This window comes from Micromonospora sp. WMMA1363 (genome assembly GCF_030345795.1).
In the GTDB taxonomy this organism is placed as follows: Bacteria; Actinomycetota; Actinomycetes; order Mycobacteriales; family Micromonosporaceae; genus Micromonospora.
Genome location: NZ_JAUALB010000001.1, coordinates 4,743,344 through 4,756,418 on the forward strand (window position 1 = coordinate 4,743,344; position 13,075 = coordinate 4,756,418).

General features: G+C 71.8%; 9 protein-coding genes. 7 read left to right on the top strand and 2 right to left on the bottom strand.

The genetic code is table 11. From position 1 onward, the window contains the following. Nucleotides 1-129 precede the first annotated feature (129 nt). The 3 genes from topA (at nucleotide 130) to QTQ03_RS22115 (ending at nucleotide 5,489) form a co-directional block, all read left to right on the top strand. A complete protein-coding gene (topA, locus tag QTQ03_RS22105) occupies nucleotides 130-2,970 on the top strand; it encodes a type I DNA topoisomerase (RefSeq protein WP_289279696.1) in 2,841 nt (946 codons plus the stop codon). A 45-nt stretch (nucleotides 2,971-3,015) separates the two neighbouring features. Beyond that, entirely contained in the window at nucleotides 3,016-4,107 is a 1,092-nt protein-coding gene (locus tag QTQ03_RS22110; RefSeq protein ID WP_289278806.1) for an IS630 family transposase, read from the top strand. A gap of 149 nt (nucleotides 4,108-4,256) precedes the next feature. Continuing rightward, the gene (locus tag QTQ03_RS22115; RefSeq protein ID WP_289279697.1) at nucleotides 4,257-5,489 is read left to right on the top strand and encodes a CapA family protein; all 1,233 of its coding nucleotides are present in this window, start codon (nucleotides 4,257-4,259) and stop codon (nucleotides 5,487-5,489) included. On the opposite strand, the gene QTQ03_RS22120 is transcribed toward QTQ03_RS22115, so the two are convergent. Beyond that, a complete protein-coding gene (locus tag QTQ03_RS22120; protein ID WP_289279698.1) occupies nucleotides 5,465-6,808 on the bottom strand; it encodes a D-arabinono-1,4-lactone oxidase in 1,344 nt (447 codons plus the stop codon). The genes QTQ03_RS22115 and QTQ03_RS22120 overlap by 25 nt on opposite strands. Nucleotides 6,809-7,034: 226 nt before the next feature. Here QTQ03_RS22120 and QTQ03_RS22125 point away from each other — a divergent pair, with 226 nt between their 5' ends. Continuing rightward, nucleotides 7,035-7,628, top strand: coding sequence for a TetR/AcrR family transcriptional regulator (locus tag QTQ03_RS22125; RefSeq protein WP_289280943.1), 594 nt, complete (start codon nucleotides 7,035-7,037; stop codon nucleotides 7,626-7,628). Between the two features lie 68 nt (nucleotides 7,629-7,696). Here the strand turns inward: QTQ03_RS22125 and QTQ03_RS22130 are convergent, their stop codons facing one another. Then, nucleotides 7,697-8,905, bottom strand: coding sequence for an amino acid deaminase/aldolase (locus tag QTQ03_RS22130; protein ID WP_289279699.1), 1,209 nt, complete (start codon nucleotides 8,903-8,905; stop codon nucleotides 7,697-7,699). A gap of 352 nt (nucleotides 8,906-9,257) precedes the next feature. Between QTQ03_RS22130 and tmk the strand changes: the two genes are divergently transcribed. The 3 genes from tmk (at nucleotide 9,258) to QTQ03_RS22145 (ending at nucleotide 13,075) form a co-directional block, all read left to right on the top strand. Then, nucleotides 9,258-11,348, top strand: coding sequence for a dTMP kinase (gene tmk, locus QTQ03_RS22135; protein WP_289280944.1), 2,091 nt, complete (start codon nucleotides 9,258-9,260; stop codon nucleotides 11,346-11,348). Continuing rightward, nucleotides 11,348-12,619, top strand: coding sequence for a DNA polymerase III subunit delta' (locus QTQ03_RS22140; protein WP_289279700.1), 1,272 nt, complete (start codon nucleotides 11,348-11,350; stop codon nucleotides 12,617-12,619). Before tmk ends, QTQ03_RS22140 begins: the two co-directional genes overlap by 1 nt. A 126-nt stretch (nucleotides 12,620-12,745) precedes the next feature. After that, nucleotides 12,746-13,075, top strand: coding sequence for a YbaB/EbfC family nucleoid-associated protein (locus QTQ03_RS22145; RefSeq protein ID WP_289279701.1), 330 nt, complete (start codon nucleotides 12,746-12,748; stop codon nucleotides 13,073-13,075).

The window sequence follows — 13,075 nt, forward strand, 5'->3', positions numbered from 1 at the left end:
CGCCCATGAAGCCCGAATCGCGTACGACGCGTTACGTTGGACATCCGGACCGCCGGGGTCCGGAGGGTCGAGTGCGGCCCGAAGCTGGCGCCGCAGCGGTCGCGAGCAGGAGTGAGGTCGGAGAGAGACGTGCCGAGCAACGCTGGAACCACCCGTCTGGTCATCGTCGAGTCACCGGCGAAGGCCAAGACGATCTCGGGCTACCTCGGCCCGGGGTACGTCGTGGAGGCCAGCTTCGGGCACGTCCGCGACCTGCCCCGCAACGCCGCCGACGTGCCGGCGAAGTACAAGGGCGAGTCGTGGGCCCGGCTCGGCGTCGACGTCGACAACGGCTTCCATGCCCTCTACGTGGTCTCCGCCGACCGCAAGCAGCAGATCAGCAAGCTGATCAAGCTGGCCAAGGAGGTCGACGAGATCCTGCTGGCCACCGACGAGGACCGCGAGGGCGAGGCGATCGCCTGGCACCTGGTGGAGACGCTCAAGCCCAAGGTGCCGGTCAAGCGGATGGTCTTCCACGAGATCACCAAGCCGGCCATCCAGGCCGCGGTGGCGAACCCGCGCGAGATCGACCGGGATCTGGTCGACGCGCAGGAGGCCCGGCGCATCCTCGACCGCCTCTACGGCTACGAGGTCTCCCCGGTGCTGTGGAAGAAGGTCATGCCGAAGCTCTCGGCGGGCCGAGTGCAGTCGGTGGCGACCCGGATCGTGGTGGAGCGCGAGCGGCAGCGGATGGCGTTCCGCTCCGCCGAGTACTGGGACATCCTGGCCACCCTGGCCGTCGAGAACGCCGGCGAGGGACCGCGTGTCGTCAACGCCACGCTGCTGGCGTTGAACGGTGACCGGCTCGCCACGGGCAAGGATTTCGAGCCGACCACCGGCCGGGTGAAGCCGGGCGCGGGGGTCGTGCACCTGGACGAGGGCGGGGCGCGCGGGCTGGCCGCCCGGCTGGAGGGGCGGGCGTTCACCGTCACCCGGGTCGAGGAGAAGCCCTACCGCCGCCGTCCTTACGCGCCGTTCATCACCTCCACGCTCCAGCAGGAGGCGGCTCGCAAGCTCCGGTTCTCGTCCCAGCAGACGATGCGTACCGCACAGCGGCTCTACGAGAACGGCTACATCACCTATATGCGGACCGACTCGGTGAACCTGTCGGAGACCGCCGTGGCGGCGGCCCGCCGGCAGATCGTCGAGCTGTACGGCGAGCGCAACGTGCCGCCGGAGCCGCGCCGGTACACCGGCAAGGTGAAGAACGCGCAGGAGGCGCACGAGGCGATCCGACCGGCGGGGGACAACTTCCGCACCCCCGGCGAGCTGCGCAACGAGCTGTCGGTGGAGGAGTACAAGCTCTACGAGCTGATCTGGCGGCGGACCATCGCCTCGCAGATGACCGACGCGGTGGGCTCCAGTGTGTCCGTGCGCATCCGTGCGGTTTCCTCGGCGCAGGAGGAGGCCGACTTCGGCGCCACCGGCAAGACCATCACCGACCCGGGCTTCCTGCGGGCGTACGTGGAGTCCAGCGACGACGAGAACGCCGAGGCCGAAGACGCCGAGCGTCGGCTGCCGACGCTGGTCAAGGACCAGCCGCTGACCGCCGAGGAGCTGGCCGCGCAGGGACACCACACCCAGCCACCCGCCCGATACACCGAGGCGTCGCTGGTCAAGGCCCTCGAAGAGCTGGGCATCGGACGCCCGTCGACGTATGCGTCGATCATGCAGACCATCCAGGATCGCGGGTACGTCGTCAAGCGTGGCCAGGCGATGATCCCGTCGTTCCTGGCGTTCGCGGTGGTCGGGCTGATGGAGCGACACTACCCACGGCTGATCGACTACGGGTTCACCGCCAGCATGGAGAACGAGCTGGACGAGATCGCCGGCGGCGACCACGCGGCGGTCGACTTCCTCACCGCGTTCTACTTCGGCACCACCAACGGGGCCGGCGACCAGGACATCGCCCGTTCGGGCGGGTTGAAGAAGCTGGTCACGGAGAACCTGAGCGACATCGACGCGCGCAGCGTCAACTCGATCCGGCTCTTCACCGACGACGACGGGCGGGAGGTCGTCGTGCGGGTGGGCCGCTACGGGCCGTACCTGCAGCGGGCGCTGCCGGGCGAGCAGCCCACGCCCGCCGTGGAGGGTGAGGAGGGCGGCGGCCAGGGCGACCGCGCGTCGATTCCGGAGGGGCTGGCGCCCGACGAACTGACCCCGGAGAAGGTGCACGAGCTGTTCCTCGGCGGTGGTGGCGAGCGCAAGCTCGGCGACGATCCGGCTACCGGGGAGCCGATTCTGCTGAAGTCGGGACGGTTCGGCCCGTACGTGGCCAGTGGCGAGCGCAAGTCGTCGCTGCTGCGCGCGCAGTCGCCGGACTCACTGACCCTCGCCGACGCACTGAAGCTGCTCAGCCTGCCCAGACTGGTTGGCGTCGATCCGCAGGGCAACGAGGTTCTCGCCAACAACGGCCGCTACGGCCCGTACGTGAAGCGGGGCGAGGAGTTCCGGTCGCTGGACTCCGAGGACCGGATGTTCACGGTGACGCTGGACGAGGCGCTCGCCCTGCTGGCCGCGCCGAAGACCCGCCAGCGTCGGGCGGCCGCGCCGCCGCTGCGGGAGGTGGGCGTCGACCCGCTGACCGAGAAGCCGCTGGTCATCAAGGACGGGCGGTTCGGGCCGTACGTGACCGACGGGGAGACGAACGCGTCGTTGCGGCGCGGCCAGACCCCGGAGGCGCTGAGCCTGGAGGAGGCCTCGGAGATGCTCGCCGAGAAGCGGGCGAAGGGGCCGGCGCCGCGCAAGAAGACCGCGAAGAAGGCCGCCCCGGCGAAGAAGGCGACGGCGGCCAAGAAGGCGACGGCGGCCAAGAAGACCGCTGCGGCGACCAAGGCGACGGCGGCGAAGAAGACCACCACCGCCAAGACCACCACCGCCAAGAAGGCCACTCCGCGGAAGGCGGCGGCGGCCAGCGGGAGCGACGACTAGTGTCCTGCGCCGGAAATTCGCCTAATAAGTGGGTAGGGTGACGGGATGCCGAGAACTGGGCGTCCCACTGCGCCGGTGACGCTGACCGACGAAGAGCGAGCGACGTTGACGCGGTGGGTACGTCGGGCGAAGTCGTCGCAGGTCCTGGCGATGCGTTCGCGGATCGTCCTGGCGTGTGCTGACGGTGCGTCGAACACCGACGTCGCAAGGGATCTCGGAGTGCATTTGTCCACGGTGGGCAAGTGGCGGCGGCGGTTTCTGAAGCTGCGGCTGGACGGACTGATGGACGAGCAGCGACCAGGCCGCCCGCCGTCGATCAGCCTCGACCAGGTCGAGGACGTGGTGGTGACGACGTTGGAGCAGGCGCCGCGCAACGCCACCCACTGGTCGCGCACGTCGATGGCCGAGAAGTCGGGGTTATCGAAGTCCACGATCGGGCGAATCTGGCGGGATTTCGGCCTCAAGCCCCACCGTGCCGAGACCTTCAAACTGTCCACCGACCCGCTGTTCATCGAGAAGGTCGTCGACGTCGTCGGGCTCTACCACAACCCGCCCGAGCGGGCCGTCGTGCTCTGCGTTGACGAGAAGAGCCAGATCCAGGCACTCGACAGGTCCCAGCCGGTCCTGCCGATGATGCCCGGCATGCCCGAACGGCGCACCCACGACTACACCCGCAACGGGATCACCAGCCTGTTCGCCGCGTTCAACATCGCCGACGGCCATGTGATCAGCGAGTTGCACCGCCAGCACCGCGCCGTCGAGTTCAAGAAGTTCCTGACCACCATCGACAAAGCGGTGCCAGCCGAGTTGGACGTGCACCTGGTCTGCGACAACTACGGCACCCACAAGACCCCGGCCGTGCGGGCCTGGCTGGCCCGCCACCCCCGGTTCCACATGCACTTCACCCCGACCGGCTCGTCCTGGATCAACCAGGTCGAACGCTGGTTCGGCCACCTCACAGAGCAGAAGATCCGCCGCGGCGCCCACAAAAGCGTCCAAGCCCTGGAAGCCGACATCCGCTCCTGGATCGCCGACTGGAACCGCGACCCACGGCCGTTCACCTGGACAAAGACGGCCGAAGAGATCCTCGAATCACTCGCACGATTTTGTAGGCGAATTTCCGGCGCAGGACACTAGTCGTGCGACGGAACCGGTTCGGACAGCGACCGCGGCGGAGCCGAACCAGCCTGGGGCGGATGCCGGTCCGGGGCGGTTCGGCTGCCCGAATCGTGGTGAACTGACCGTCGGGTCAGTGCACCGCCCCGCCGACGCCTACCATTCGTCGAATGCCCCTCTCCCGGCCGTCGCTGCGTCGTGGCGTCCTGATCACCGCGGTCGCGTCCAGCATCCTGGTGACCGCCGTGGCCGTCGCCGCCGGCCCGGTCGGCCCACCGGCTGCGCGCACCGGTGCCGCGTGGGTGGATCCGACCCAAACCGTCGTCCCGGCCGGGACCAGCCCGACCGTCCCCGGCGGGCAGCCGACCGTCCCCGGCGAGCTGCGGCTGGTCGCGGCCGGGGACGTCCTGGTCCACCCGGCCCTCACCGACCAGGCCCGCCGCGACGCGCGCCGGGCCGGTCGGCCCGGTCTCGATTTTGCCCCGATGTTCGCCGGCGTGGCCCCCGCGATCGGCGGCGCCGACCTCGCCCTGTGCCACCTGGAGACGCCGCTGGCCCCACCGGATGGCCCGTTCGCCGGCTACCCTGCCTTCAGTGCTCCGCCGCAGGTGCTCGACGGGATCCAGGCGGCTGGTTTCGACGGCTGCTCGACCGCGTCCAACCACACCCTCGACCAGGGCGTCGACGGGGTGGTCCGGACCCTGGACGCGCTGGATGCCTCCGGCCTGGGATACACCGGCAGCGCCCGCAGCGCGGCCGAGGCGGAGACGCCCCGGATCTACGAGGTCGCTGGCGCCCGCGTCGCGCACCTGTCGTACACGCAGAACTTCAACGGCCTGCGGCGACCACCGGGCAAGCGGTGGCTGGCCAACCTGATCGACCCGGCCGAGGTGCTGAGCGCCGCGCGGCGGGCCCGGACGGCCGGCGCCGACATCGTGGTGCTCAGCCTGCACTGGGGCACCGAGTACCAGCATCGGCCGGACACCACCCAGGAGTCCTGGGCTCGGCAGCTGATCGCCTCACCGGACGTGGATCTGATCCTCGGCCACCACGCGCACGCGGTCCAGCCGTTCCGCCGGGTCGGCGAGAAGTGGGTCGTCTTCGGCATGGGCAACCAGCTGGCTCGCCACGCCACCCCGATCGACGCCAACCGCGAGGGGATCATGGCCCGGGCCACGTTCACCCGGGACGGGTCGGGACGGTGGCGGGTGAGCCGGATGGAGGCGCTGCCCACCTGGACGGAGCTGCGGCCCGACATCCGCCTGGTCGACCTGGCGGAGGCCCTGGCGGATCCGGCCACGCCGCCTGCCACGCGCCGCGCCTACCGGGCCACGTACGAACGGGTCATGGGCCACGTTCGGGCCGGCGGTGGTGCGGATCAGGTGGTGGGGCCGGCGGCGTGACCGCCCTCGCCGAGCACCCGGTCGAGATGGGGGCTGGCGAACACCCGGTCCGGGTCGAGCCGGTCGCGGACGGTCTGGAAATCGGCCCACCGGGGGTACGCGGGGGCCAGCGACGCCGCGTCCCGCCAGTGCAGCTTGCCCCAGTGCGGGCGGCCGCCCAGCCTCGCCGCCTCCTCCTCGAAGGCCCGGAAGTACGGCTCGTACGGCATTCCGACGTACTGGTGGATGGCGATGTACGCGGAGTCCCGGCCATGGCCGTGCGAGAGCCAGACGTCATCGGCGGCGGTGAACCGCACCTCGACCGGGAAGAGAACCTTGAACGGCAGTGCGGCGACGATCCGGCGCAGCGCGTCCAGGGCGGGGAGCAGGGCGTCGCGTGGCAGGGCGTACTCCATCTCGACGAAGCGGACCCGGCGCGGGGTGCAGAAGACCGCGTCGGATCGGCCGGTGTACCGGCGCTCGGTGAGGGCCCGCGCCGAGATCGCGCTGATGGCCGGGGCGAGCGCCGGCACACCGCGGCCCAGCCGGCAGGCCCCGGCGAAGACAGTGTTGGCGAGGAACTCGTCGTCCAGCCAGCCGCGCCAGCGGGACAGTGGCCGGTCGTCGGCCGGCACCCGGTCGTTGCTCTTGACCTGCACCCGGTCGGTGTACGGAAACCAGTAGAACTCGACGTGGTCGTGCCGCTCCGCCAGTTCCGGCAGCTCGGCCAGCGCCCCGGCCAGCGGCGCCGGCCGCTCGTGGGCGAGCAGCACGAACGCGTCCACGCAGCGCAGCGTCACGTCGACCAGCACGCCGAGCGCGCCCAGCGAGACCCGGGCGGCGGCGAACACGTCGGGGTGCTCGTCGGCTGAGCAGCGCAGCACCTCACCCGTGCCGGTGACCAGGGTGAGGGCCTCGAGGAAGGTGGACAGGCAGCCGTAACCGGCGCCGGTGCCGTGGGTGCCGGTCGAGATCGCTCCGGCGACGGTCTGGGCGTCGATGTCGCCCAGGTTGGGCAGGGCGAGCCCGTGCCCGGCGAGCAGCCGGTTGAGGGCGTGCAGCGTGCTTCCGGCGGGTACGGTGACCAGTCGGCGATCGACGTCAACGCTTACGTCGGTGTCCAGGCCCGCCAGTTCCATCCGCTGCCCGTCGGCCAGCGCGACGGCGGTGAAGGAGTGGCCGCTGCCGACGGGGCGGATCCGTCGCCCGGCCGCAGCGGCGGCCCGGACCGCGTCGACGACCTCGGTGACCGAGGTCGGACGCAGGATGGCCGTGGCGGTGCCACGCTGGTTGCCGGCCCAGTTGGCCCAGTCGGTTGCCGAGGGTGCGATGGCGGCCATGGAACACTCCTCAATATGAATATGAACTGACTTCATATCAGGAACGTTGTACCTGGTAAATACCGCAATCGAGGTCCAGTCGTTGTACCGGTAGTCACGGTCTCGTGACGTGCAGATATGTTCATCCGTCGAAGGGGGGTGGCACCGAGTGTCCACACCAGCCGCCACGACCGGGCCGCTGCGCCGCGTACCGGTGCAGGGTCGAAGTGTCGCGCGGGTCCAGCGAATGTTGGATGCCTGTGCCGAGCTCGTCGACGAGGTGGGGTATGAGGGGCTGACCACGACTCTGCTCGCCGAACGTGCCGAGGTGGCGATCGGGTCGGTCTACCAGTTCTTTCCGGACAAGCGGGCGATTGTGCAGGCGCTGACCCTGCGCACGATGGAGTCCTACCTCCAGCGGCTCGACGAGAGGTTCGCCTCGGACGACCTGACCCACTGGTGGGACGGGGTCGACGCGGCAATCGACGAGTACATCACGATGCACCGCACTGTCCCAGGGTTCCGTACCCTGCACTTCGGCGACGTGGTCGACCTGCATCTGCTCGATGAGCAGCGGGACAACAACGGGGTGATCGCGGACCAACTGGCCCGCGTACTCACCGAACGCTTCGGGCTGACCGACGTACCGGATCTCCGGTTTCATCTGGAGATCGCGGTCGAGGCCTCCGACGCGCTCATCAAGCTGGCGTTCCGTCGGCATCCGGAGGGCGACGCCCGGGTGCTCACCGAGGCCAAGGCGCTGATCCGGGAGTACCTGCACCGCCAGGTTGATGCCTGGGAGGGTGCGGACCAGCCGCCGGAGCTGGCCCAGACGGCCTGATTCGGTTGTCCGGGCCGCTCACATCGGCCCGGCGGCTCCCGGCTCGTCGCCCGCGATCAACGGGCGGCTCAGAGGAAGGCTCGGCCCTCGCCGCGGTACGTCGGCGCGGTGGCCACCACGGTGTCCCCCTCCACCAGGTGCAGCTCGTTGACGTGCTCGGCGAGTTCGCCGGCCTTGGCGTGCCGGAACCACACCCGGTCGCCGACCTGCAGCCCGCTGGCCGCCGCGCCGGCCAGCGGGGTCTGCACCTCGCCGGCCCCCTCGGCGTCGACCAGCTTCAGGCCGGCGGGCAGGAACGGCCGGGGGAGTCGGCTCCGCCCGGCCGGACCGGAGGCGATCCATCCGCCGCCGAGCACGGTCGCGTAGCCAGGGGCCGGGTGGCGGACCACCGGGCAGGCGAAGAAGGCCGACGGGGTGGGGCGCCAGGCGCGATAGGCATCGAACAGCGTCGGCCCGTACAGGCCCGATCCCGCGGTGACCTCGGTAACCGCGGGATCGGCGCTGGTGGCGGCCAGGCTGCCGGTGCCTCCGCCGTTGACGAACTCCAGGTCGGCGTGCTCCCGGACGGCGGTCACCGCCGCGCCCCGGCGGGCCAGCAACTCGCGGTACGACCCGCGCTGGGCCAGCCGGATCGCCGCGCCGAGCACGACCCGCCCCGGCGGCGCGTCGCCCAGGCCGGCGATCTGCGCCTCGTACGCCATGAGCCCGACCAGCCGGAAGCCGGCGCGGGCGGCGATGGTCGCGGCGAGCGCGCCGGCCGCCTGGGCGCTGTGTACCGGTGAGCGGCGGACGCCGACGTGTACCCGTCCGCGCAGCGGTCGCCAGGACGCGTCCAGGTCGAGGCAGACCCGCAGCTCGGGCCGCTGGTCGGGAGCGCACACCGCGTCCACCAGGTCGAGTTGGTCGGTCCCGTCGACCATCAGGGTCACCGCGGCGGCGAGCCGCGGGTCGGCGGCCAGCTCGGTGAGCGCGGCTCGGTCGGCCGTGGGGTACGCCACCAGTGCCTCGTCGGTCACTCCGGAGCGGACCAGCCAGAGCGCCTCGGACAGGGTGAATGCCATCACCCCCCGCCAGCCGTCCGTGCCCAGGGCTCGGGAGATCAGCTCTCGGCTGCGGACGGACTTGCTGGCGACACGGACCGGCTTGCCGGCGGCGCGGCCGGTGAGCGCGGCGGCGTTGGCGTCGAACGCGGTGAGGTCTACCACCGCGTACGGCGGGTCGAGGTGGGCGGTCGCCCGGTCGAGTCGACCGCGAAGATCGTGCCTGTCGGTGGCCACGTCGTGCACGCTAACCGTCCCGTGGGTCAATGTGAACTACCTTCGCATCTGTCCTGGCTGCGGGGGGTGGTCGCGGCGGCCTAGGCTCGGCGAACAGGAGAATGTCGCGGCGGGGACGCTCCCCGTCGGGTCTAGAGTGTTGCACCGGGACCAGCCCAGCGATGGGTCGCCACGTGGAGGTACGGCCATCGAAAGCCAGCAGAACGGCGAGTCACCCGGCGTGTCGCCGTCCGGAGCCCAGCCGGGCCCATCCGGCGACCGCGGGGCGCAGCCCGGCCCGTCCGCGTCCGGCGCCCAGGCCAGCGCGCAGCCGGACCACTCGGGCTACGCCGCCATCCGCTCGGTACTGCGCATCCGGCCGTTCCGGCGGCTCTGGATCGTGCTCGGTGCCGCCTCCTTCGGCGACTGGTTCGGTCTGCTCGCGACCTCCGTCTTCGCCGCCTCCCAGGTCGAGGGGAGCACCGCCAAGGGCGCCGCCTTCGGCACCGTCATCGCGATCCGCCTGCTCCCCGCCCTCGTGCTGGGGCCGATCGCCGGTGTGTTCGCCGACCGGTTCGACCGGCGGTGGACGATGGTCATCTGCGACGTGTTGCGGTTCCTGCTGTTCGCCTCGATCCCGCTGGTCGCCATGCTGGGAGCCGGCGGCGCGGTGGTGGTCGGCTGGGCGACCATCGCCACGTTCCTGATCGAGTCGATCACCCTGCTCTGGATCCCGGCCAAGGAGGCCGCGGTCCCCAACCTCATCCCGCGAGCCCGGCTGGAGGCAGCCAACCAGCTCACCCTCATCACCACGTATGGCCTCACCCCGGTCGTCGCCGCGCTGGCGCTCGCCGCGCTGGACGGCGCGGTCCGGGCCGCCACCGGCGGCGCCACGCCGGACTGGGCCGAGCCGGCCCAACTCGCACTCTGGTTCAACGCGCTGTCCAGGTTGGCCACGGCCGTGGTGGTGGCGTACGGGATCCGGGAGATCAGCCAGGGCCCGGCCGCCGAGCGGGACCACACCGAGCAGAGCATGCTGCGCCAGTTCAAGGACGGCTGGCGGTTCATCGGACAGACCCCGCTGGTCCGGGGCCTGGTGCTGGGCATCTTCGGTGCCTTCGCCGGCGGCGGCATCGTGATCGGCACCGCCCGGTTCTTCGCCAACTCGCTCGGCGCCGGTGACGCCGCCTTCTACCTGCTGTTCGGCGCCATCTTCATCGGCCTGGCGATCGGCATCGGGCTCGGCCCGCTGATCGTCAAGGAGATGTCCCGCCGCCGCTGGTTCGGCATGAGCATCGTGCTCGCCAGCGCGGCCGTCATGACGTTGGCCTTCGCCATCCACCTGTCGATGGCCATGGTCGGCGCGGTCCTGGTGGGCGCGGGCGCCGGGATGGCCTTCCTCGCCGGCACCACACTGCTCGGCGGCGAGATCGCCGACGAGGTACGCGGGCGCGTCTTCGCCGTCGTGCAGATCGGTACCCGCCTGGTGCTGATCCTCGCCATCGCGCTGAGCAGCCTGCTCGCCGGCGTCGGCGGCTCCCGCCAGTTCGAGATCGCCGACCTCGGTGTGTCGATCTCCTCCACCCGGCTGCTGCTGCTCGCCGCGGGCATCGCCGGTATCTTCGCCGGGATCAGCGCGTTCGGGCAGATGGACGACAAGAAGGGCGTCCCCGTCTGGGCCGATCTGTGGGGCTCGGTGCGTGGCCGCCCGCTGATGCCGGCCGAGCCGTTCGTCTCCGCCGGGCTGTTCGTCGTCTTCGAGGGCGGTGAGGGGGCGGGGAAGTCCACCCAGCTCGCCCTGCTCGCCGACCGGCTGCGCGACGAGGGCCACGACGTGGTGGTGACCCGCGAGCCGGGGGCTACCGCGGTCGGTGAACGGATCCGGTCTCTCCTGCTCGGCCAGCCCGGCACCGACGCGCCGTCGCCGCGCGCCGAGGCGTTGCTCTACGCCGCCGACCGGGCCCACCACGTGGCCACCGTGGTCCGACCGGCGCTGGTCCGGGGCGCCGTCGTGGTCAGTGACCGCTACGTCGACTCGTCGCTGGCGTATCAGGGCGCGGGGCGGACGCTCCCGGTCGACGAGGTCTCCTGGCTCTCGTCCTGGGCCACCGGCGGGCTCAAGCCCGACCTGGTGGTGCTCCTCGACCTCGACCCGCGCACCGGGCTGTCCCGGGTGGCCGCCCGCACCGAGGGCCCGGACCGGCTGGAGGCCGAGTCGGTTGCCTTCCACGAGCGGGTCCGGTACGCCTTCCTCGACCTCGCCGCCGCCGATCCGAAGCGCTACCTGGTGCTCGACGCCTCCCGTCCGCCCCGGGAGATCGCCGACGCGGTGGCCCGGCGGATCGGCGAGATGCCGGGCGCGCCGGGCGGCGTCGGGCACCCTCGGCCGGCGCAGGGCTCCGACACGTCGGTGCAGCCGGAGTTATCCGACCCGGAGCTTGTGACGACGGAGCACCGGACCTGATGCCGGACGTCTTCGCCGACCTGGTCGGCCAGGACGCGGCGGTCGGCACCCTGCGTCGGGCCGCGGCGGCGGCCGCCGCCGTGCTGTGCGCCGCCGCGTATCGATCCGAGCCGGACGAACTCGCCACCCTCGCCGAGGAGGCCGAGGTCGCACCGGCTTCGGGCGGTGCCGCCCCGGGTGACCCCGGAGCGGGCATGACGCACGCCTGGATCTTCACCGGGCCGCCCGGCTCCGGCCGTTCGGTGGCCGCGCGGGCCTTCGCCGCCGCGCTGCAGTGCGTGCACGGCACCGGCTGCGGCACCTGCCCCGGCTGCCACACCACGATGGCCGGCACCCATGCCGATGTCCGACTCGTGGTGCCGGAGGGGCTGTCCATCGGCGTCAGCGAGATGCGGGCGCTGGTGCTGCGCGCGGCCAGCACCCCGTCCGGTGGGCGCTGGCAGGTGGTGATCATCGAGGACGCCGACCGGCTCACCGAGGCAGCCGGAAACGCGCTGCTCAAGGCGATCGAGGAACCCCCACCGCGCACCGTCTTCCTTCTCTGCGCCCCGTCCACGCACCCGGACGACGTCTCGGTGACAATCCGGTCGCGGTGCCGGGTCGTACCGCTGCGGCAGCCACCGCCCGACGCGGTGGCCGAGGTCCTGGCCCGGCGGGACGGGATCGCGCCGGACGAGGCGCGGTGGGCGGCCGCGGCCGCGCAGGGGCACGTCGGACGGGCCCGGCGACTGGCCCGCGATCCGGAGGCGCGCAAGCGCCGGGACGCGGTGCTGGCGGTGCCGCGCCGGCTTACCGGGGTGGGCGCCGCGTTCGACGCGGCCTCCGCGCTGATCGAGGCCGCCGAGGCCGAGGCGGCGGCGACGGTGGCCGAGGCGGAGGCGGGCGAGCGGTCCGCGCTGGAGACGGCGCTCGGTGCGGGCGGCACCGGCCGGGGTGCCGCCAGCGCGATTCGGGGGGCCGCCGGGCAACTCAAGGAACTGGAGAAGCGGCAGAAGTCCCGGGCCACCCGGGTACAGCGGGACGCGTTGGACCGTGCCCTGGTAGACCTGGCCGGCTTCTACCGGGATGCGCTCACGACGGCCCTGCGGGCCCCTGTCGCGCCGGTGCACACCGACATCGCCGGGCTCGCCGAGGCGGGAGCGCAGAAGTGGGCTGCCGAGGGTACGTTGCGCCGGCTGGAGGCAGTACTCGCCTGCCGGGCGGCGATCGAGGCGAACGTGAAGCCCCGCATCGCCGTCGAGGCGATGATGCTTGCCCTCTGGAAGGGTTGAGCCCGCTCGAACCCGCCCCACCGGCGATCCCACAGCCATCGACAGGTGAGATTGCTGTGCGGTACGGTCCGTGTGCCGTGGTGATGACGATGTCACGCTGAGTGAGGATCGCTGGGAGGAGCGCCGATGCCGCGGGGGGAGATCGACGAGGCCTGGATCGAGGAGGCCGTGCGGCGCTACCGCCGCATCGAGTCCCTCCAGGCCGAGTTCGACCAGGCGGTCACGACAGTCGAGGTCACCGTCCGCTCACCGGACGGGCTGGTCGAGGTCGTGGTGACGGCCGGCGGACGGATCACGGACGTGCGCTTCCTCGGCCCGCTGCACAACCGGCACCCGCGCGATGTCGCCGACTCCGTCCGGGCCGCGGTCACCGCGGCCGCCGACGCCGCCCAGTGGGCACGGGAGAAGCTGCACAACGAGACGTTCGCCGCGTACCGTCCGCTCGCGGGGGCCTGA

What these genes read in the sequence shown, in the direction of transcription:
- QTQ03_RS22110 (WP_289278806.1), top strand. Translation starts at nt 3,016, where the DNA reads ATGCCGAGAACTGGGCGTCCCACTGCGCCGGTGACGCTGACCGACGAA.
- QTQ03_RS22115 (WP_289279697.1), top strand. Translation starts at nt 4,257, where the DNA reads ATGCCCCTCTCCCGGCCGTCGCTGCGTCGTGGCGTCCTGATCACCGCG.
- QTQ03_RS22125 (WP_289280943.1), top strand. Translation starts at nt 7,035, where the DNA reads ATGTTGGATGCCTGTGCCGAGCTCGTCGACGAGGTGGGGTATGAGGGG.
- QTQ03_RS22140 (WP_289279700.1), top strand. Translation starts at nt 11,348, where the DNA reads ATGCCGGACGTCTTCGCCGACCTGGTCGGCCAGGACGCGGCGGTCGGC.
- QTQ03_RS22120 (WP_289279698.1), bottom strand. Translation starts at nt 6,808, where the DNA reads ATGGCCGCCATCGCACCCTCGGCAACCGACTGGGCCAACTGGGCCGGC.
- QTQ03_RS22145 (WP_289279701.1), top strand. Translation starts at nt 12,746, where the DNA reads ATGCCGCGGGGGGAGATCGACGAGGCCTGGATCGAGGAGGCCGTGCGG.